The organism is Bacillus sp. B28, from assembly GCF_029536185.1.
GTDB classification, from domain to species: Bacteria; Bacillota; Bacilli; order Bacillales; family Bacillaceae; genus Bacillus; species Bacillus halotolerans.
Genome location: NZ_CP120511.1, coordinates 1478641 through 1498577, shown reverse-complemented (window position 1 = coordinate 1498577; position 19937 = coordinate 1478641). Strand labels below are relative to the sequence as shown.

The 19937-nt window shown below is 42.2% G+C and carries 21 protein-coding genes; 4 read left to right on the top strand and 17 right to left on the bottom strand.

Features of this window, described 5'->3' with window-relative positions; translation table 11 throughout:
• Positions 1-26: 26 nt before the first annotated feature.
• Positions 27-1994, bottom strand: coding sequence for a methyl-accepting chemotaxis protein (locus tag P3L57_RS07560; protein ID WP_069486474.1), 1968 nt, complete (start codon positions 1992-1994; stop codon positions 27-29).
• A gap of 156 nt (positions 1995-2150) precedes the next feature.
• Here P3L57_RS07560 and P3L57_RS07555 point away from each other — a divergent pair, with 156 nt between their 5' ends.
• A complete protein-coding gene (locus P3L57_RS07555) occupies positions 2151-2852 on the top strand; it encodes a GNAT family N-acetyltransferase (protein WP_082687909.1) in 702 nt (233 codons plus the stop codon).
• Here the strand turns inward: P3L57_RS07555 and splB are convergent.
• From splB to P3L57_RS07520, 7 genes are all read right to left on the bottom strand, one after another.
• Complete coding sequence (splB, locus tag P3L57_RS07550) at positions 2845-3873, bottom strand: spore photoproduct lyase (protein ID WP_059292876.1); 1029 nt, start codon at positions 3871-3873, stop codon at positions 2845-2847. The genes P3L57_RS07555 and splB overlap by 8 nt on opposite strands.
• A gap of 77 nt (positions 3874-3950) precedes the next feature.
• Entirely contained in the window at positions 3951-4190 is a 240-nt protein-coding gene (splA, locus tag P3L57_RS07545) for a splAB operon transcriptional regulator SplA (RefSeq protein ID WP_044156104.1), read from the bottom strand.
• Between the two features lie 89 nt (positions 4191-4279).
• Entirely contained in the window at positions 4280-5992 is a 1713-nt protein-coding gene (ptsP, locus tag P3L57_RS07540) for a phosphoenolpyruvate--protein phosphotransferase (RefSeq protein WP_059292877.1), read from the bottom strand.
• On the bottom strand, positions 5992-6258 hold the full coding sequence (locus tag P3L57_RS07535; protein WP_010334034.1) for a phosphocarrier protein HPr: 267 nt from the start codon (positions 6256-6258) through the stop codon (positions 5992-5994). The genes ptsP and P3L57_RS07535 overlap by 1 nt, the downstream gene beginning before the upstream one ends.
• Before the next feature lie 98 nt (positions 6259-6356).
• The gene (ptsG, locus tag P3L57_RS07530; protein ID WP_059292878.1) at positions 6357-8456 is read right to left on the bottom strand and encodes a PTS glucose transporter subunit IIABC; all 2100 of its coding nucleotides are present in this window, start codon (positions 8454-8456) and stop codon (positions 6357-6359) included.
• 231 nt (positions 8457-8687) lie between these two features.
• A complete protein-coding gene (gene glcT / locus P3L57_RS07525; protein ID WP_059292879.1) occupies positions 8688-9554 on the bottom strand; it encodes a glucose PTS transporter transcription antiterminator GlcT in 867 nt (288 codons plus the stop codon).
• Positions 9555-9615: 61 nt separating this feature from the next.
• The gene (locus tag P3L57_RS07520; RefSeq protein WP_059292880.1) at positions 9616-10581 is read right to left on the bottom strand and encodes a LacI family DNA-binding transcriptional regulator; all 966 of its coding nucleotides are present in this window, start codon (positions 10579-10581) and stop codon (positions 9616-9618) included.
• 106 nt (positions 10582-10687) lie between these two features.
• On the opposite strand from P3L57_RS07520, the gene P3L57_RS07515 reads away from it, so the two are divergent.
• Positions 10688-10813 carry a hypothetical protein gene (locus P3L57_RS07515; protein ID WP_010334030.1) on the top strand — a complete coding sequence of 42 codons (126 nt, stop codon included), beginning with the start codon at positions 10688-10690 and terminating at the stop codon, positions 10811-10813.
• Positions 10814-10866: 53 nt separating this feature from the next.
• Here P3L57_RS07515 and papB read toward each other — a convergent pair whose 3' ends face one another.
• Positions 10867-11961, bottom strand: a complete 1095-nt coding sequence (papB, locus tag P3L57_RS07510) for a di/tri-peptidase (RefSeq protein ID WP_069486473.1) — start codon at positions 11959-11961, stop codon at positions 10867-10869.
• Positions 11962-12124: 163 nt separating this feature from the next.
• Here papB and P3L57_RS07505 point away from each other — a divergent pair, with 163 nt between their 5' ends.
• Positions 12125-12340, top strand: coding sequence for a hypothetical protein (locus P3L57_RS07505; protein ID WP_044156111.1), 216 nt, complete (start codon positions 12125-12127; stop codon positions 12338-12340).
• 31 nt (positions 12341-12371) lie between these two features.
• On the opposite strand, the gene P3L57_RS07500 is transcribed toward P3L57_RS07505, so the two are convergent.
• From P3L57_RS07500 to P3L57_RS07480, 5 genes are all read right to left on the bottom strand, one after another.
• On the bottom strand, positions 12372-14285 hold the full coding sequence (locus P3L57_RS07500; protein ID WP_059292882.1) for a heavy metal translocating P-type ATPase: 1914 nt from the start codon (positions 14283-14285) through the stop codon (positions 12372-12374).
• 238 nt (positions 14286-14523) lie between these two features.
• On the bottom strand, positions 14524-15024 hold the full coding sequence (gene stoA / locus P3L57_RS07495) for an endospore biogenesis thiol-disulfide oxidoreductase StoA (RefSeq protein ID WP_044156112.1): 501 nt from the start codon (positions 15022-15024) through the stop codon (positions 14524-14526).
• A 49-nt stretch (positions 15025-15073) separates the two neighbouring features.
• On the bottom strand, positions 15074-16411 hold the full coding sequence (gene ykvU / locus P3L57_RS07490; RefSeq protein WP_024121188.1) for a sporulation protein YkvU: 1338 nt from the start codon (positions 16409-16411) through the stop codon (positions 15074-15076).
• 117 nt (positions 16412-16528) lie between these two features.
• Entirely contained in the window at positions 16529-17158 is a 630-nt protein-coding gene (locus P3L57_RS07485) for a cell wall hydrolase (protein WP_059292883.1), read from the bottom strand.
• A 297-nt stretch (positions 17159-17455) separates the two neighbouring features.
• Entirely contained in the window at positions 17456-17650 is a 195-nt protein-coding gene (locus P3L57_RS07480; protein ID WP_010334023.1) for a hypothetical protein, read from the bottom strand.
• Between the two features lie 164 nt (positions 17651-17814).
• Between P3L57_RS07480 and P3L57_RS07475 the strand changes: the two genes are divergently transcribed.
• Positions 17815-18000, top strand: a complete 186-nt coding sequence (locus P3L57_RS07475) for a YkvS family protein (RefSeq protein ID WP_003232446.1) — start codon at positions 17815-17817, stop codon at positions 17998-18000.
• 121 nt (positions 18001-18121) lie between these two features.
• On the opposite strand, the gene P3L57_RS07470 is transcribed toward P3L57_RS07475, so the two are convergent.
• The 3 genes from P3L57_RS07470 to P3L57_RS07460 form a co-directional block, all read right to left on the bottom strand.
• Positions 18122-18412: a DUF3219 family protein gene (locus tag P3L57_RS07470; protein WP_044156116.1), complete on the bottom strand. Its 291-nt coding sequence runs from the start codon at positions 18410-18412 to the stop codon at positions 18122-18124.
• 282 nt (positions 18413-18694) lie between these two features.
• Positions 18695-19630 carry a glycosyl hydrolase family 18 protein gene (locus tag P3L57_RS07465; RefSeq protein ID WP_044156118.1) on the bottom strand — a complete coding sequence of 312 codons (936 nt, stop codon included), beginning with the start codon at positions 19628-19630 and terminating at the stop codon, positions 18695-18697.
• Positions 19631-19715: 85 nt separating this feature from the next.
• Positions 19716-19928, bottom strand: a complete 213-nt coding sequence (locus P3L57_RS07460) for a LysM peptidoglycan-binding domain-containing protein (protein ID WP_069486472.1) — start codon at positions 19926-19928, stop codon at positions 19716-19718.
• Between the last annotated feature and the right edge of the window lie 9 nt (positions 19929-19937).

The window sequence follows — 19937 nt, the reverse complement described above, 5'->3', positions numbered from 1 at the left end:
GAAAAAGTCCTGGGTATCAATGTTGATTATAATGTAAATTTAGCAATAGCGTTCATAAGCTCTTGGCTTGCATGTTTTAATGTATCAGTTGAGTGTTTGACTTTCTCAAGCGTGATCAGCTGTTCATCGGTTGAGGCGTTGACTTCCTCCGCTGCAGCAGCCGATTCCTGTGATATAGCTGAGATACTTTGAATCGCTTCAGAAATGGCAAGCTGTTCTTCACTCATTCTTTGTATTTCTTCGTAAATTTGATCAATACCTTGGACAAGTGACTGCATTTCCGCGGTGATGGTGTTTAATACTTCACCAGTCTCATGAATTGCGCTGTTTTGTTCATCATTCATTTTACTTGCTTCAACCATTGCGTGAGAAGCCTCTTTTGTTTCAAGCTGAATCAGCTTCACTGTCTCACTGATATGCTTGGTGGAAAGCGCTGACTGCTCGGCAAGCTTCCGCACCTCTTCAGCCACAACTGCAAATCCGCGTCCGCTTTCACCGGCTCTGGCTGCTTCAATACTGGCATTTAAGGCAAGTAAATTGGTTTGATCCGAAATATTTGAAATCGCAGTAACCACTTCTTCAATATTCTTCGTTTGATTTTCCAAATCCAGCAGCATCGTTTCGACTTTCTTTGTTTCCGTATTGGCTTCGTTTGATTTCATCAGCAGCTGGCCGAGCGCGTCAAGCCCTTTATAGCTTGCATCCTCTGAGGATTTTGAACGTGCTTTCATGCCGCCTGCCTGATCAGCAATTCGTCTGATTTTAGCAGACAGGTTTTCTGATTTTTCGTTAATGGTCTCAACTTCTGAAGCCTGTTCCGTTGCCCCTGCTGCCACTTCTTCGATCGCTTTTGCAATTTGTCCGCTCGTTTCATTGGTTTCAGCGGAGACAGCTGTTAATTGTTCAGAGGTGTCAGACACTTTTCCTGAAGAATGTCTGACTTGTTCCACCATTTCCTTCATGTTTTCAACCATCTGATTAAAGTCTCTTGTTAACATGCCGACTTCATCCTTGGTCTTTGACTCTGCCTGTACTGTCAAATCGCCTGCAGAGACGGCCTTTGTTTTTGCAATCAGCTGCTGGATCGGCCCGGTTATTGTTTTGGCGAGAAAGTAGCTGAGAATAATCGTCACCGCCAGCGCGATGAGTGAGATGAAAAGGTTCGCCCGATTCATTTTATCTGAAATCCACATTAATTTATTTGTGTCAAATTGTGTTCCGACTTTCCATCCTGTTTCTCCAACCGTTTGATACACAATCATTTTTCCCATTGCATCTTGTATCCCGTTTTTGTCAGATGCAATGTTTTTTAATGTTTGGTCCTTGGAGATATTTTTTCCTTGGTTTGACGGATGTGCTAAAAGATTGCCGCTTGCATCAGCTAAAAAAGCAAATCCATTGTATGGCACCTTTTGCTTATTTACCATGGTCTGGATGGAAGAAAGTTTCAGATCATAACTGGCAACGCCTATCACCTTCTGCCCGTCAAGAATTGCTTTTGAGGCTGTGACGATCATTTCTCCCGTCACGACATCTTTATAGGGTTCCGTCCAGACGACTTTATCCGGTGTTTCAGCCGCGCGCTTATACCATGGTCTAGAAACCGGATCATAATCTTCTGAAAATTCCGCTTTCGGATATGTAAACATTTCTTTTTTTGCGGTGCCTATATAGGCCATCGCCACATAATCATCGTTTTCTTTAATTTGTTTAATGTCATCATTAAACAGCCTGGCAGCTTCTTTACTTGAATTTGTCACAAACGCACGTGTTAACTCTCCATTTGCCAATCTTAACAGCGAAATGTCATAACTCTTTAATTGCAGTTCAATATTTTGTTCAAGCGAGTTTGTTACGTTTTGTGTCGTGTTTTTCCCATCCTCTGTAATCATCGGTTTTAACGTCAGGTAAGAAGAAAGCATCAAAAGAACAACTGTGACGATTAACATGATAGAAACGAAAACAGCAATCTTCATGTGAAGTTTTTTAAACAAACCAATCCCCTCCTATTTTCTATATCGGCCTTTTCACCCAAAAATGAATAATCATAAAATAAATTATATTGAAATCACAAGATATTTACTGAAAATTCTAACTAGATGTGTTTCAGCAGTTTGGATTACGATATAATAAACAGCACAAGGAGAGTGATTATCATTTTTAAACAGATGTATGTCCATAATGGCATTAAATTTGAGCGGCTGACGATCAGAAATTATTTGAGAACAGACATAGAGGGCTTGCTTTCTCTTCAGAAAGAGTGTTTTCCCCCTCCATTTCCGCAGGAATTGCTGTGGTCAGAAGAACAGCTTGCCAGCCATATCAACACCTTTCCGGAAGGCGCCTTATGCGCGCTGGTTAATGGTGAGATCGTCGGTTCGATGACGTCTCTTATCGTGCATTTTGAACCCGATGCTCCCGAGCATACATGGGCGGAGACAACAGATAACGGCTATATTACATGTCATGATCCGCAGGCAAATACGTTATATGTAGTGGATATTTCGGTTTCACCGCATTACCGGAAGCTTGGAATAGGAAAATGGCTGATGAATACGATGTATGAATTAGCCGTTGAAAAGCGAATGGAACGGTTACTCGGCGGCGGACGTATTCCTTTTTATCATAAGTACGCACATGAGATCAGTGCTTCACAATATGTAGAGGATGTTATAGAAGGAAAAAAGAAAGATCCTGTACTGTCATTTCTCCTCCATTGCGGCCGTTCACCGCTCTGCATCGTCAGCAATTATTTGGACGATGAAGAATCCTTGAATTACGGGGTGTTGATGGAGTGGAAAAATCCCTTTTATGAAAAAACGAGCTGTAAAGCTGACAGCCCGTTTACGTGAAATATTCAATTTTTGCATTAGGAAAATACGTATCGATATAAGATTCAAGCGTTTCCCGAAGCACATGCTCTTCATCTTTCTGATAAATATATTTTCCGATCCCGTAGCGTCCCCATTTATAGCGCCGCTTTTCTTCATCTAACTCAAGCTTTGTTTTTGGATAATTCTTCTCAATGACTCGTTTCGCCGGCTTCGTAAATCGATGCTGAATCAATTCAAAGGTAATATCATGTCTGACATCCTGCGGCAAAGCGGCATCAAGTTTTTCAAACAGATGTCTGTATCCATCCTCCCAGCCTTCATGGATGTAAATCGGCGCAACAATAAAGCCTAACGGGTAGCCTGCTTTCGCTACTTTTACAGCCGCTTCAATACGTTTATCGAGAGGAGAGGTTCCCGGCTCAAAATTCTTAATCACATAGTCAGCATTTATGCTGAATCTGAATCTTGTTTTCCCGTTATGTTTCGCATCCAAAAGGTGATCAACATGGTGAAACTTCGTGACAAATCTGAGCTTGCCAAGCTCACTCTGTCCAAAATGTTCAATGGCGTGCTTGAGCGTATGTGTCAAATGGTCGATGCCCACAATATCCGAGGTACATGAAGCTTCAAACCTTGTAAACTCCGGTGCACGTTCTTTCATATACTGATCCGCCTGGTCCAAGATTTCTTCGACATTTACATAGGTTCTGATATAGGGTTTTGTTCCCATTGTGGTTTGTAAATAGCAGTAATGGCAATGCCCCATACAGCCTGTCGCAAACGGGATCGCATATTCAGCTGACGGTTTTGAAGAATCAAACTTTAATGTTTTTCGGACACCGATTACTAAAGTTGATTTTGCATTACGGTATTGCTGAAGATGGTTTTTACCAGGAATATTGCGCACTTGGTTATGGGACGTCGTTTCTCTGATTTCGATGCCCATTTTTTCAAATTTATCATGTAATTCCTGTGCCAATGGATATTCCATTGCTCTCGGTTCAATATAAACGAGCTGCGGAACAAATGGGTTCTGCATGGTGCCACATCCTTTTCCTTTTCTACCGTTACTTTTCTCATAAGGCGGAAAGGATATGAGTTGTAATGTTTTCCTTGTTACTCGTACGGATCGATATCAAATAATTCTTTGTAAAGCGTTTTTGCTTCTTCATAGCTTGCAAAAACAGCATCATCCTCGGCAAACGGATGGTAGGTTTCAAATATAAACAGGGAAAGCTCACCCTCATGGTATGGGTGATGCACAATTTCAGCTTCCTTTATATGAGCAACATTGGCGGCGTGCGGATTTCTGTAGATGACGTAGACTGTATCTCCTGCGTTAAATTCGTTTGACATTCTATCCCTCCTAGCCATGTTATTGTGCCCCGCTGCATCCCTGATTATGAAAAAAACCAGACAGGCCGGAGGCCGTCTGGTTTTGTGCATTACTTGAATGTTTCTTTTACGAACGCGACAACTTCTTCTGTCGTGCTCATAGATAAGATTTTCTCTTTGAATGACTCAGCTTCTTGTTTAGACAATTTGCTGATTTGTGTTCTTGCCGGAAGGATAGAAGTTGCGCTCATTGAGAACTCATCTAAGCCTAAGCCAAGAAGAATCGGAATCGCAATTTCATCTCCTGCCATTTCTCCGCACATGCCGACCCATTTTCCTTCTTTATGTGCCGCTTCAATTACAAGTGTAATTAAGCGAAGGATTGCAGGGTTGTATGGCTGATACAGGTAAGATACACGTTCATTCATACGGTCAGCTGCCATTGTGTATTGGATCAAATCATTTGTTCCGATACTGAAGAAGTCAACTTCTTTAGCAAACTGATCAGCGATAACTGCAGTTGACGGAATCTCAACCATCATACCGACTTCAATGTCGTCAGATACAGTTTGTCCCGCTTTGACAAGCTTTTCTTTCTCTTCAAGAAGGATCGCTTTCGCTTCTTTAAATTCGTTAACTGTCGCAATCATAGGGAACATGATTTTCAAGTTTCCGTATGTACTTGCACGAAGCAGCGCGCGAAGCTGTGTTCTGAAGATTTCTTGCTCTTCAAGGCAAAGACGAATCGCTCTGTAGCCCAAGAACGGGTTCATTTCTTTAGGAAGCTGCAGGTAAGGAAGCTCTTTGTCTCCGCCGATATCAAGTGTCCGAACGACAACTGATTTTCCTTCCATACGCTCAAGAACCGTTTTGTAAGCGTCAAACTGCTCATCTTCTGTAGGCAGCTGATCTCTTCCCATGTAAAGGAATTCTGTACGGTAAAGACCAACTGCTTCTCCGCCGTTTTCAAGAACACCTTTCACATCATCAGGAGTACCGATATTTGCTGCAAGCTCTACATGATGACCGTCTTTTGATACAGTCGGTTCATTGACCAGCTTCGCCCACTCAGCTTTTTGAGCTAAATAAGCGTTATGTTTTTCTTCATACTCTTTTACAGTTTCCGCAGAAGGATCGATAATGACATCGCCATTAATACCGTCAACGATAACAGTCACGCCGTTTTGGATCGTGCCTGTAGCCGCTTTCGTTCCGACAACTGCAGGAATCTCAAGAGAACGCGCCATGATGGCAGAGTGAGATGTGCGTCCGCCGATATCAGTTGTGAATCCTTTTACGAATTCACGGTTTAATTGAGCTGTGTCAGACGGTGTTAAGTCTTCAGCAACAATAATAACTTCTTCTGAAATCATGCTTGGGTTTGGAATTTCAACGCCAAGCAGGTGGCCCGTTACGCGTTTTGTTACGTCGCGGATATCTGCCGCACGCTCTTTCATGTATTCATTATCCATAGATTCAAACATGGTAACGAACATAGAAGACGTTTCTTTTAAAGCGAATTCAGCGTTTACAGAATCAGAGCTGATTTTTTCTTTCACAGGATTCAGAAGCTCAGGGTCACTGAGAACTAAAAGGTGAGCAGAAAAAATATCAGCTTTATCCTGACCCAGTTCTTTCAAAGCATGCTCTTTGATTTTTTCGAGCTCTTCTTTAGAACGTGCAATCGCTTCATCAAAACGGCTTACTTCCGCTTCAGAATCAGAGATGTTTTTCTTTTCAACCGTTAAATCTGGCTCTTCAAGCCGGTACGCTTTTGCAATCGCGATGCCGGCTGAAGCACCAATCCCTTTTAATTCTTGCATTACTCGCCGAGTCCTTCGCTTTTCATTGTTTCTTCTAAAGCGTTAAGAGCATCGTTTTCGTCAGCGCCAGCAGCAGAAATTGTGATTTCAGCGCCTTTAGCGATTCCAAGAGACATAACACCCATGATTGATTTAAGGTTTACAGTTTTGCCGTTATATTCTAAATTAACGTCAGCGTCGTATTTGCTTGCAGTTTGTACAAGAACTGTTGCAGGACGAGCGTGAATTCCAGAATCTGCAGTTACTTTGAATGTTTTTTGTGCCATTTTTATCATTCTCCTTTTAACTTAAAGCTATATTACTTCACAATATTATATCATACAGCCGTACTTGTCATCTGACAAGCACAGCGTACTATATACCCTTATTTTTCAATCTTCACAATGTCTTCTTGCTCTCTGTTAACTGATCCGCTTGCCTTAATGCTGACTGTTTCTCCTTCAGCAAGGTTCGTAAATACGATCGGTGTCATCAGAGACGGTACATTCGGTTTTACTGCGTCCAAGTCAACTTCAAGAAGCTTTTGTCCAGGCTCAACGCGGTCCCCTTCTGATACGAAAGACGTAAACCCTTCGCCCTTGAGGCTGACCGTATCAATGCCGAAGTGGATCAAAATTTCTTTTCCACCGTCGGATTGCAGGCCGATTGCATGTTTTGTCGGGAAAACATTTAATATTTTTCCTCTTACCGGAGAAACGACGATGCCTTCAGAAGGAAGGATCGCAAAGCCGTCACCCATCATTTTTCCTGAGAAGACTTGGTCAGGAACATCAGTAATCGGGTGAATTTGTCCAGCAATCGGAGAAACAAAGACTTCCTCGCCAATTTCATTTTGCAGCGGTTCTGCAATGACTTCCTCAACCTGCTGCCCTACTTCTTCCTCAGCGGATGTTTTCGGTTCAGGTCTTGGTTTGCGTCCAGCGATGATGTCCTGCATTTGTGTTTTTAATCCGTCAGAACGCGGTCCGAAAATCGCCTGAATATTGTTGCCCACTTCCAGAACCCCGGAGGCGCCAAGCTGCTTCAGACGGTCTTTATCAACCTTTTTCTGATCGTTTACTGTCACACGCAGACGAGTGATACAAGCATCAAGGTGTTTGATGTTTTCCTGGTCACCCATTGCCTGCAGGATCTCGTAAGGAAGGTCGCCTGCTTCTCCTGTTTTCCCGGATGCTGCTGTTTCAGCTGAAGCATCCTCACGGCCTGGTGTTTTCAGATTAAATTTGCGGATCGCAAATCGGAATCCGAAGTAGTAAATCAGCGCAATCCCTAAACCAACAGGGATGACAAGCCACCAAGCCGTCCGGTTCGGTAAAATGCCGAAAAGGAAGTAGTCAATTAAACCGCCGGAGAATGTCATACCAATCTTAACATTCAACAGCTGCATGACCATGAATGAGAGCCCTGCAAACAAACAGTGAATCGCAAATAGGACAGGGGCAACGAATAGGAAAGAGAATTCCAATGGCTCTGTGATCCCTGTCAAGAAGGATGTCAGTGCTGCTGAACCCATAATACCTGCAACAAGTTTTTTGTTTTGCGGTTTTGCTTCATGATAAATCGCAAGCGCTGCAGCAGGAAGACCAAACATCATAAATGGATATTTACCTGTCATGAACGTACCTGCTGTTAATTGTACGCCGTCTTTAATCTGCGCCATAAAGATGCGCTGATCCCCGCGGATGATCTCTCCGGCTGCACTTTTGTAGCTGAAGAATTCATACCAGAATGGCGAGTAGAAAATATGATGCAGACCAAATGGAATAAGCGAACGTTCAATGACACCGAAAATAAATGCAGCAAGAGTTGGATTCGCTTCCACTAATCCAGTTGAAAAGGCATTCAATCCATGCTGGATCGGAGGCCAGATCACTAACATAATAAGACCCAGAATCAGTGCGGAAATTGACGTAATAATCGGTACGAAACGTTTACCCGCAAAGAAACCAAGATATTGCGGCAATTCAATTGTATAAAATTTGTTAAACAACAATGCCGCCAGCACACCGACGATAATACCGCCGAATACCCCTGTCGCCAAGGTAGGTATGCCGAGCATGTTTACATATGCCGGGTGGTTTTCAGTGAAGAACTTGGCTCTTTCGATTGAATCGGAAGGAATGGTTCCGTTTGCAAGAAGAACCGCACTCATGGATACGTTCATCACCAGATAACCGATAATTGCTGCTATCCCGGCAACTCCATCTCCGTTGGCAAGCCCGATGGCTACACCTACTGCGAAAAGAAGCGGAAGGTTATCGAAAACAATCTGCCCAGCGCTTTCCATCACACCCGCTACGAGCTGAACATTGTCATTGCTTAGGAAATGCAGGACTTGAATCATGTCCTTGTTTTGCATTGCATTCCCGATCGCAAGCAAAATACCCGCCGCAGGAAGAATCGCAACTGGAAGCATAAGCGCACGCCCGATTTTTTGGAGAACGCCGAATAATGCTTTAAACATAAGAATTGACCTCCTCTTTTTACTAGTCTGACCTTACAGCTAAAAATCATGACAACGAATTCACAGGCGTAAGTCTTCCAGTTTAACCGTTTACATTTGCCCTTTTACACAACAAAAAAGGCATGAGCAAAATAGGGTGCGCAAAAGAACGAGAATGATCTTCCCGTTTTTTCCCCTCAATCACTCATGCCTGATCGGATCAGTAACACGTTTTTAAAGGATAAACTGAATTTATGAAATTTTATTGGTTAATCGGTACAGATGAAGCGTGAGATAAACCGCTTCCGCCTCATGAACTGGTTTCTTCAATGTTTGCTGCAAGATTTTAATCAATTTCCAAGCTGTATTGTAGCATAGCGGATATTCATTTTTCAATAACAACATTAATTTTTCTGGTTCTTTAGTCGGTTCCTCTTTTTTAATTCTTTCTATCGTAAATCTGATGTGCCGGATAAGCCGTAAATAGTTGACGCTTTCCTTATTTACTTTCATTTGAAACGAGTCTTCAATCACCTCTACAAGCTGCGCCATCAGCTGAGAGTGCTTATTGACTTCGGACAGCGGGCGATTCGTCAGGGCTGAATGAATATGCAGAGCGATAAAACCGATCTCCCCTTCCGGAAGGCAGATGCCCGCTTTTTCATTAATCATATCAATGACTTCTTTGGCAATCTGATATTCATCCGGATAAAGTGACTCCGTCTCCATTAAAAAAGGATTTTTCATATCAAAGCCCTGCTTCTGCCTTTTGATTGCAAATGCAATATGGTCAGTCAGTGCAATATGAATATGTTCATTTAGTGAACGGTTTGTCCGATTGCTGATGTGGTATATGACATCGTTTGAAATATCAACAAGCTTTTCATCAACATAGTCGAGGAGCTTTTTAAACTGCTTCTGTTCCTTTTCGTCCTTTAAAATGAACATTTTATCGTACCCTTTATCTTCAATCACATCATCTTGTTTTTTCCCGAAACCAATTCCTTTTCCGATCAAAACTACTTCACTGTATTTATGATGAGAAGCAATTAATACGTTATTATTCAGTACCTTTTTCACTGTAAAGGACCCATTCACGATCCTCAGCTCCTTTGTCATTCAATACCTCATATCGTACATAACGAACGGAATGCGCGTCAAACCTTTTTTCATCCTTTCACTAAACAGTCGATCTTTCAATGAGACGGTAATCAAGAACCCTGCTTTCAATCGGCTGACCTTGAATCCTTTTTTCCAGCATTGCAAACGCCTGCTTGCCCATTTCCTTCGCTTGAATATCGATAGTTGATATCCCAAGCAATTGGCTGATTTCATGGTTATCAAAGCTTAAGATCGCAAGTTCACCCGGAACAGACACTTGCTGAGCTTTCGCTTCGAGTAAAAGCCCTGCCGATACCTGATCATTGGCGACAAAAATAGCCGTCGGCCTTTCCCTCCAGTTGTTCCATTTATGAAAAAGCGCTTTTCCATCGTTCATTGTAATCGCTTTCTCAATCACCCATTCTTCATTGAATGTTTCTCCGATCTCTTCCAATGCTTCTTTATATGCTTTGATGCGAAAATGACTGTTCATGCCTTTTTTTCTCGCTAAACAAATCGCTATTTTTTTGTGCCCTTTGGCGATTAAATAGTCGAGTCCGTCCCGGAATGCGGCTTGATGAGGGATGCTGATTGTGGGAAACCCGCCCTTATTTGAATTCTGACAAAGCAATATCGGCCCTTCCCACTCCTTGAGCTTGTCATCAGACAGCGCCTTCGAGCAAAAAATCAAACCGTCAACCTGGCGCTGTTTTAATTGGGACAGCGCAAAGATTTCTTTCTTCACGTCATAATTTGTCTGGAATAAAGAGAGGTGAATGCCTGACTCTGCGGCAGCGTCTGAAATTCCCGCCATCAGTTCCGCAAAATAAGGAAGGCCGATCGTCGGCATTACAACACCGATCATGTTTGAAAACCCCTTCGACAAATGCACAGCGTGGACATTTCTTGTGTACTCCAACACTTCCATTGCTTCAAGCACTCTTTTTCTTTTCTCTTCACTTACATAAGGATGATTGTTTATGACTCTGGAAACCGTCGTAACGGAGACACCGGCTTTTTCTGCAATGTCTTTAATATTAGCCATAAATTCCCTTCTTTCTGATTTTCCTTGATCTGGAATGCGTTTCATACAATACGATAAGAACGTACCGACAGATTAGATGGTTTTTTGCTGAAAGGAGAAGATATAAATGGGTTTCTTCATTTTAATTGGATTATGTCTGGCCGTTCTGGGCGGAAGCTGCCTGGCTGTAAGACCGCTCAATCAAAAACATGAAGTGAAACCATTTCGGACATTTGATGATTTTTTTATTTAAAACAGATAAAAAAGGACGATGTCGAGAACAAAGTCCTTTTTTATCTCTGCCTGTTACGGCAATATCGTTAATTCCTTCGGATATTGAGTAAGCGCAACCGCCCCGTCTTTTGTTACGTGAACGTCATCTTCAATGCGTACGCCGCCAACATCCGGCACATAAATGCCCGGTTCGATTGTATAAACCATTCCTTCCTGCAGCAGCGTGTCATTGGCTTTGCTCATCGACGGGTACTCATGCACTGAAATGCCGAGACCATGGCCCAGCCGGTGAGGGAAATATTCTCCGTATCCGGCTTTTTCAATGATTCCGCGGGCAGTTAAGTCCAGATCTCCGATTCTCACGCCTGGTTTGCTTGCTTCTATCGCGGCTTTTTCCGCTTGGAGCACCGTCTCGTAAATTTCTTCCTGCTTCGGATTGATTGTTTTGTAAGCAAAGGTTCGCGTGATATCAGAGCAATAGCCGTCCATAATAACACCCAGGTCAAACAAGACAAAATCGCCTTTCTTTAATGTGGCTGTTCCTGGATTTCCGTGAGGCTGACCTGATTTTTTCCCGAATAGCACCATTGTCGAGAAAGACATGCCCTGAATTCCTTTTTTCTTCAACTCATACTCAATCTGAGCGAGAACTTCCACCTCACTGATGCCTTCACGCAAAGCAGCTGTCCCGACTTCAACACCAAAATCGGCAAGCTTCGCCGCCTCTTTCAGCAATTTAATTTCATGCTCCTCTTTAATCAGACGAAACTGGTTAAGTGTTTCTTCTGCTGATACAAATTGAGCCCCTCCAGCTGAATGCTTCAGTTGTTCGGCACGCGAAAGCGAGATTGAATCCTTTTCTACGGCAAGCGTATGTATGCTGATATTTCGTTTTTTGAGTGCTTTTTCAATGAGCTCCCATGGATTTTCGTGATCGGCATAGCCAATAATTTCGTAATTCCATCCGGCATTTCGGGCCTGATCTGCCTCCATTCCCGGACAAACGAAAAATGGCTCCTCCTCTTGAAAGATAAACAAACCCATTACACGTTCATGCGGCTCTGTATAAAAACCGGTTAAGTAAAATACATTTTCTTTCGTATGAATAAATGCGGCAGTATGCCCCGCTTCCTTCAGCCATGAAGAGACGCGTTGTATTCTATTCATTTCTTGTTCCTCCCTGCCTTTTGCCATGCATTGTTCTTTATATATTGTAACAGGTTTTACGGGTGTTTGCCTTTCACGGCGACTTTCCGTTTTCCATCATTTTATTTCCTGCAGGTCATCTTGTATACTGAGAGGAGAGTTAAATCGCAGGGAGTTGTTCCGTTTGCTGATGAATTTTTTCAGACGTAAGGCCGTTGTTCTATTAACAGTTGCGGGAATTTCCGCTCCTTTTGTCGGTATGAAGCTGGTGGATTTTTATTATTACAGCTCTATCATAGGCTGTGCAGCCGGCTTCCTTTGCTGCATCCTGGCTCTCATCATTGTGATGAAAAGGCCGGATCAAGAGAAAAAGCAAAGGAAGGTAAAACTTGATCCATAAAAAAACAGCAGCCCATTTGGACCGCTGTTTTTTATTTTAAAAGCCTTAAACCGTTTAGAATCACCAAGATCGTACTTCCTTCATGGCCTATAACGCCAAACGGCAATTCCATCACCTGTAAAAAATTTGCGCAAATTAGCAGGCAAATGACCGCGAGAGAAAATACGATATTCTGCTTTACAATCCTGTTCATTTTCCGTGATAAACGGCACATTTTTACGAGTTTTTTCAAATCGTTTTGCATGAGCACCATATCAGCAGTTTCAAGGGCCACGTCTGTTCCGCCGCCCATTGCAATGCCGACATCCGCCGCTTTTAGTGCCGGCGCATCGTTGATTCCGTCTCCGACCATTGCAATCGTCCCGAATTCTTCTTTTAATCGTTTCACTTCATTTACTTTTTGGTCAGGCAGACATTCTGCTGCAACTGTTGTCATTCCCGCTTCCTTCGCTATCGCTTGAGCCGTGTCCTCGTGATCTCCCGTCAGCATGGCCGTTTTAATCCCCAGACGGCTCAGTTCATCCATGACTTCTTTTGCTTCAGGTCTGATTTGATCTTTCAAAGCGATACAGCCGGCAATTTGATCGTCCTTTTTCACAAACACTATGGTTTGGCCGTTTTGAATGATATCTGATGCAGATTGTTTCAAAAATTGTGCTGACAATTCTTCCCCAATAAATCCTGCCTTTCCGACTTTCCATTTGGCACCCGCCACTTCAGCCATTACACCAAAGCCTGACGTTTCTTCGATTGATATGTAGCCGGACTGGTTGATGCCGCGGCTTTCAGCATAGCCGGCAATGGCTTGCGCGAGCGGATGGCTGGACTGCTTCTCAATCGCATAGACAGCTTCAAGCACTTCCGTTTCTTCGTACCCTTCCGCCAGTCTGACCGTCTCAACCGCGGGCTGGCCTTTTGTTACAGTCCCCGTTTTGTCAAAAGCAATCATTTGCACAGATCCCAGCTGTTCAAGAAACACACTTCCTTTCACTAGCATGCCGTTGCGGGCGCCATTTGAAATCAAGGACAGCGCTGCCGGCATGATGGACGCGACAAGTGCGCAAGGTGACGCCACCACCATAAATACCATCGCGCGATAAAAGGTTTCACTCCAGCTCCAGCCAAGTGCAAAGTGCGGAACAAACAACAGCAGCCCCACCACGATCAGAACGCCTTTTACATATGCATTTTCAAATCGTTCGATAAAAGCTTGCGCAGGTGACACACTGTTTTGCGCAGATTCCACCAATTTGATAATCTTTCGGAACAAAGAATCTTCACTTGCTTTTGTAACACGGACGGTCAAGGAGCCGTTTCGATTAACAGTTCCCGTATACACAGCGTCGCCGGCGTTTTTTTCTACGGGCATCGATTCGCCCGTTAACGCTGACTCGTCAAGGCTTGTAGAACCAGATTCAATGATTCCGTCAGCTGCCACCCGTTCTCCAGGTTTGATAACAATCGTATCCCCAGCCTTAATATCTGCAACCGATACTCTTTTGGTTTGGCCGTTTACAATCAGCGTTGCTTCTTCAGGCTCAAGCTTCATTAAAGAAGTTAAATCTCTGCTGCTTTTATTCATCGTGTATGTTTCTAAAGCTCCGCTTAAGGAAAAAATAAAGATTAAAACGGCACCCTCTGCCCAGTACCCAATCAATGCGGAACCTACGGCAGCGAAAATCATTAAAAGCTCAACATTCAGTGTTTTGGATTCGAGCGTTTCTTCGATTCCTTCTTTCGCTTTAGCAAATCCGCCGATGACAAAGGCCAGCAAATATAGCGTTACCGATAACAACTGATGTGAGGAAAGGAGCCAGCCTGCTAAAATAAGAGCACCTGACACAAGGGCTGCGATAAGTTCCGCATGCTGGGTCCAGCTTTTTTCTAGCTGTTCTGTCTTTAATGGCTGATGCTGGTCTTGTTGAAGCATCACTTGTTCATTCATATCGAATTCTCCTCCCTAATTGAGAACGCAAATCATCTTCATTTCTCTTATAAAAAACAAAATCGCCGCCCAGAAGGCAGCTTCATCGTTGATTATTCCATGATGTCTTTCTTAATTATAGCATGCAGAAAAAGAATTTCAATTATAATTATTTTAATTTCTTTTTGATAATAATTATCATTAACATCTATTCACCTTTCATTATATGACAAAAAAGCTGAAAGGCTACGCTCTCAGCTTATTCTTTCGTCCATTCTTTCAATTGTTCAGCCGTCATCGGCCCCACTTTTGTTTCTTCAATTTCACCCTTTTCATTCAGCAAAAACGAGGTGGGAATCGTTATAATATGATATTCCTTCATTAAATCCCCTTTTGTGTCGAGAACAATCGGAAAGGTCAGATGGTTTGCTTTGATAAAGTCTTCAACGACTTGCTGATTTTGTTCTGAATTCACTAAATTGACCGTTACCAGCTTCACACTGTCAGATCGATGAGCCTCGTAAAATGATTGGAACTGAGGAAGTTCCTTTTTGCAGGGCGGACACCATGAAGTCCAAAAATGCAGGATCGTTTTCTGTCCTTTATTTGGGATGGAGATATCCTCCCCCTCTATCGTTTTCATGAGAAAAACCGCAGGAACAGCAGGCTGTTTAGTGGCAGCCTGTGCCGATAGAGGCAGCCATGAAATTATAGCAAATAAGATCAGGCAAATAGTGAGGGGCAAGCGTTTTGTCAACATGGAATCTTCCTTTCATGCTTTTCAAATAGCTTGCCCCGCTAGAGATTTATCATCCTTCAATCCGCGGCGTTCGGTTTCCTCCCGTCAGAAAAACAGATACACGCAGCGCTTTGCAAATCGTTGTATAGTGTAGGCTCGTCAGCAAAATCATACCTGTATTCATCCCAAGGATAATCCCGAGCATTTGCAGATTTTCCATTGAACCCAGCACATACATCATACTCAGCGCAACGAGATGGCTCCACACGTTGTGATAAAAAGCTTCTTTGACAAAGCCCATCCCGATTAAACATGCCTGAAGGGGCATCACAAATAAATGAAAGAGAAAGTACGGCCACAAAAGCTGCAAATAATATTGTGCTTCAGGAGAGTGAAAAAACAGATGGGTCAGGGGCTCCGCAAACTGGAACATGATCCAGACAGCCGGTATACCATATCCCAACGTAATAAAGATCGACTGCTTCAGCCTTTTTAATACGATGTCATATTGTGAGAGAGAATAAGCTTCAGAAATACTGGGAATCATGACGACCATTAACGAATGGGCGATAAAAGCAGGAAACGACCCTATCGTCACAGCCACTCCGGCAAGCATGCCGTATTGATCGATGGCAGTTGTCCCGGCAACGCCCGCTGCCAAAAGCGCTCCTTTTACTAAAAAGGGTTCAATGGCGTTGACTACGGCGTGGAAAATGCGCAGTCCGGTTGTCGGAATCGATACGGCAAGCAGTCTTTTTCTAACATCTTTTCCGCGCAAATGGATATGCTGCTGAACCGATACCGCACGTCTTGCCAGGATAAACTGTGAATACAAGTAAACAAGCACGATCACATCACTCACGACAAGGACAAACAGCGAAATCAGCACAGCCATGTCAAGCTCAAACGAGTACCATTGAAAGAAGATGAACAAGCACAACAGCTGAATGATTTTTTTCAGTACATTAGCGATTGCGATCTTCCCCATTTTTTGCACACCCATAAAGTAGCCTCGGGCAATTGACGTAAAGGCGACAATAGGAATCAAGCCGATGACAATTCCTTTGATAAACGGGTGATATGTATCAAACACCGGAATAAAAGGAAGCGCAATACTGGCGGCGGCGGTGGAAAAGGCTGTGAAAACAGCTGTCATTCGAAAGGCGTGCCTCAGCATGCTTTCATGGAGCTTTGGATTTGATTCAGCGATAAATTTAGAAATTGATATTGGCAGCTCCAAGCTTGCGATGACAATAATTAAAAAGATGGTAGGCAAAATACTCATGTAAAGCCCCATCCCGTGCTCGCCAAGCTCGCGCGCCAAAATCATATTCACGACAAATTCAAGGCATTCGGCGAAAAAGGCGGCAATGGATAAAAGAATAATCCCTTTTACAAATCGATTCATGATGTCTCTCCTTGTCTCTTGTACTACCAACATCATATGAGACAAGTTCAAAAATTATTTTATTTTTACTCTTTCTATAAAAAAAAGCACAGCTGAGACGAATGGTCTCTTCTATGCTTATATGGCAAAGACATGCCTGCCGATTTTTTCAATGATTTTCCTTGAGCGAATCCAGTCATCTGACGCCGTTTTCGGGTTATAAAAGAAAAGGGCTTCTGTTTCTCTGTCCTTAGATGACATCGCTTCTTCAACAGCCTCAATTGATTCTTTGTCAGGCTCTTGATTAATGCTTCCGTTTGCGACAGGTTCAAAGGCATTTTTCTGATAAATAACTCCTCTGATTGTATCGGGAAAGCCGTTCTTATCCGTCCTGTTCAGCACAACGCTTGCAACAGCGACCTTGCCTTCATATGATTCGCCCTTCGCCTCTGCGTGAACGAGTCGGGAAAGCAATTCTTTTTCAGACTCAGAATAAGTTTCTTTCTTCTCATTCGTTTTCTCTGATTGTTCGTTTTCTTTTTTTTCAGTGTTCGCTGATAGCCTGATCGGCTTTATTTTTTTCTTGTCCTCATCAGCAGACAGTGAAGAGAAAGATGTGTCTGTGTCATGATTTATATGGGTAAGCAGCTTAGCTTCTTCATGTTTTGTCTTCTTTGTGTTCAGTAGTGAAGCTTGTGTATGTTCAATTTTCGAAGCAGGCATGAAACAAAGAAGAAAAACAGCTAGCGCAGTAAATTTTGTCGTCATACAGTTTCCTCCTTAAAGTGCTCAAAAAACACTTCATAACCTTAACAAGAGATCAAATCAATTTCACGGAAAAAGATTTTCCAACTCTCCCAAACAGGTATCAGGATGGAATATACCGGGTGACGCACTGATTAATGGCAAAAAAACAGCCTGATTTTCTATAAATCTTGTCATTTCAAAGCATATTTATCCATTTTTGTAATTTTACATTTTGTTTACGTCTGTTACATCATTTGTAATAAAAGTCCGGCGTTCTGTCATATATGATAAAAAGGCTTCTCACTTATGAGAAACCTTTTAGCTTCTTGGCTGTTCTAAATATTGAAACACCACATCTCCGCCTTGCTGGGCAATGCCTCGGAAATGCTTAAAATCGTCCTGTTTCGATAAAACGGCCCTGAAATCAAGAAAGTGTTCTTTTTGGACTCTCAATTCTTTTATTTCACCAGTACGAAGCTGTTCAATCTGTTCTGTTATGTCTTCGGGACGCAATCAAAACTCCCCCTTTTCAATCTTTGAACGAAAATCAATATATCATTTTTCCTGGGCCAGGACAATTCCTTAGGACGATAAAACTCCTTATCGCTTTACTTCTCAATAAAAATACTGTTTAATACTTTCAAAAGGAATTATTATGTTTAAAGGAGAGGAAGCTTGTGAAAATCGCTAAGGTCGGAAACGTCATTGAATTTAAAAACGGATTAACCGGTGTTGTTGAAAAAGTTAATGAGAATTCTGTTATCGTAGATGTTACCATTATGGATAACTATCGGGATCTTGAGCTAGATTCACTGACTGTTGTTAATCATAAAAATTACAAGATCATCAGAGACTCCTATTAAATCCTCCTTCATCCACACGCATTCGCAAAAACTGCAAGACGAACAATTAAACACCTTACATATCAAATTAGCTTTCTCAAAAGCTGCCGGCCGGCAGCTTTTATACATAAAAAAACACCGATTATGAATCGGCGTTCGTGTCCGTTTCCGTTATTTCGATATAAAATTCACTCACGGCTCCCGCTTCGTACAGGTTGGTCAATGACGTTGAATAATTTGTGATTTCACCGCGAAAGGCAAGATTCCGTTCCGGAACTTCGACGTTAAATGTCTTTTCATATAACAGCACAGCGATATCATGATAAGTCTCACTGGTAACGTGTAAGGTAAAGGCAATTTTCCGCTTCGGCTCGCTCTCTTCTTGATATGTTGACATTTCTAACGTGACATCGTTTAAACGCAATGTTTTCACTTTGTATCACTCCTTATCAGTTCATGCATCTTAACATAATCCCGTTAAGGTTTACAATGAATCTGTTTTGAGCATTATTTTAACCATTTCTTTAAAAAAGACGCCTTTACAAACATACGTTCGATATTTTATAATAAAACAGACGAGCTGCCATCCAGCATCCCGTCTTTTCATTAGAAGGTGACGAGTGGCATTCCCCCCGGATTCACTCGTCTTTTTTATGTATAAAATCCCCTGCATTCCGCAGGAGAAACTATATTAACGATTATTAACCGCCTCCGCTTATATATTTTTAAACACTCTATTCCAGACTGACGAATCTTCTTGTCCAAGACTCCAGCTGCCAAGACCTTTTAGGTTATATTTTTGAACGAGTTTTATTTTTGCTCTGAGTGACTGTTCATTTTCGAACCATAATGTATATGTTCCTGAAGGTAATAGATCCTTCTTATCGTGTTTGATCGTAAAAACAGCTTTTGGAGATTGACTCTTTATGTCAAAAATAATTGTACCGTTATGCCTTTTTACTAATGAGTTAACAAGGTAAAGTGAAATGGCTTGTGAGTTAGATTGGTCTTGCATCCAGCAACGGCCATAGAAAGGCAATCCTAAAACCAGTTTTTTGGGAGAGATTTTTTGGGCTAGAGCATATTGAATGGACTTTTCCACCCATCCTACACTTGCAGTAGGCCCAGCAAGGCGGCTTTCATCATAGGCCATAACCATTAGATAGTCCGCATGTTTAGCTAAATTCTCATAATCATATAATCCGTGCCAGCCCTTCGTCCAGCCAAAAGGATTTGCTGCCACTGCAACTGATACCTCTTTGTGCCTAGGAATACCTTTTCTTACTAATCTAACGAAATCCGTAAATGCCTGCCGATCTTTCTCTGTAAGGTTTTCTATATCGATATTGACGCCGTCTAGATTCAGCTCTTCTATTGCATTAGAAATTTGTTTAGCCAAAACCACTCGTTTCTTTAACGCAACTCGACCCAAATCCTGATTCCAATGATTGCTTAAAAAAGGAACTACTTTTAATTTTCTTCTATGAAGAGCTTTAATCACATCAGGATTAGCTGAACGGAGAAGTAGTGATCCATTTTTTCTGATATAGAAAAAGTCAGGAGACACGACTTTTAATACTCCGTTCGTTTGATCAACGTGCTGAATAATATCATAACCTAATCCAGAGTAGAAATAGCTCATTTGAAACATCTCATAACCCCTTCATTCTCAAAGATATCAAGTTTTACCAAATAATTGACCATTCCAATTTGTTTCGTTTCCGAAACCTCATAAATTACCTTTCTCTTATCTTTATCATTTGTCCGGGATAAATTCTATCTGAAGAAAGCTTATTAAGATTCATAAGTTGTACCGGAATATTAAAGGATTTTGAAATCGTCCATAATGTATCGCCGGATTCCACACAATATACTTCATATGTCACGGGAATTTCCATATAACGAGGCGTTCTTTTCACTTCTGTTTTGGTTTTTTTCCCTTCATTTATATTACTCTC

Bases quoted from the DNA above. Each gene is read 5' to 3' on its own strand.
- P3L57_RS07515 (WP_010334030.1), top strand. From the start codon at position 10,688: ATGGGTTTCTTCATTTTAATTGGATTATGTCTGGCCGTTCTGGGCGGA.
- splB (WP_059292876.1), bottom strand. From the start codon at position 3,873: ATGCAGAACCCATTTGTTCCGCAGCTCGTTTATATTGAACCGAGAGCA.
- P3L57_RS07535 (WP_010334034.1), bottom strand. From the start codon at position 6,258: ATGGCACAAAAAACATTCAAAGTAACTGCAGATTCTGGAATTCACGCT.
- splA (WP_044156104.1), bottom strand. From the start codon at position 4,190: ATGTCAAACGAATTTAACGCAGGAGATACAGTCTACGTCATCTACAGA.
- papB (WP_069486473.1), bottom strand. From the start codon at position 11,961: ATGAATAGAATACAACGCGTCTCTTCATGGCTGAAGGAAGCGGGGCAT.
- P3L57_RS07465 (WP_044156118.1), bottom strand. From the start codon at position 19,630: ATGTTTCAAATGAGCTATTTCTACTCTGGATTAGGTTATGATATTATT.
- glcT (WP_059292879.1), bottom strand. From the start codon at position 9,554: ATGACAAAGGAGCTGAGGATCGTGAATGGGTCCTTTACAGTGAAAAAG.
- P3L57_RS07520 (WP_059292880.1), bottom strand. From the start codon at position 10,581: ATGGCTAATATTAAAGACATTGCAGAAAAAGCCGGTGTCTCCGTTACG.
- stoA (WP_044156112.1), bottom strand. From the start codon at position 15,024: ATGTTGACAAAACGCTTGCCCCTCACTATTTGCCTGATCTTATTTGCT.
- P3L57_RS07485 (WP_059292883.1), bottom strand. From the start codon at position 17,158: ATGACGACAAAATTTACTGCGCTAGCTGTTTTTCTTCTTTGTTTCATG.
- ptsP (WP_059292877.1), bottom strand. From the start codon at position 5,992: ATGCAAGAATTAAAAGGGATTGGTGCTTCAGCCGGCATCGCGATTGCA.
- ykvU (WP_024121188.1), bottom strand. From the start codon at position 16,411: ATGAATCGATTTGTAAAAGGGATTATTCTTTTATCCATTGCCGCCTTT.
- P3L57_RS07500 (WP_059292882.1), bottom strand. From the start codon at position 14,285: ATGAATGAACAAGTGATGCTTCAACAAGACCAGCATCAGCCATTAAAG.
- ptsG (WP_059292878.1), bottom strand. From the start codon at position 8,456: ATGTTTAAAGCATTATTCGGCGTTCTCCAAAAAATCGGGCGTGCGCTT.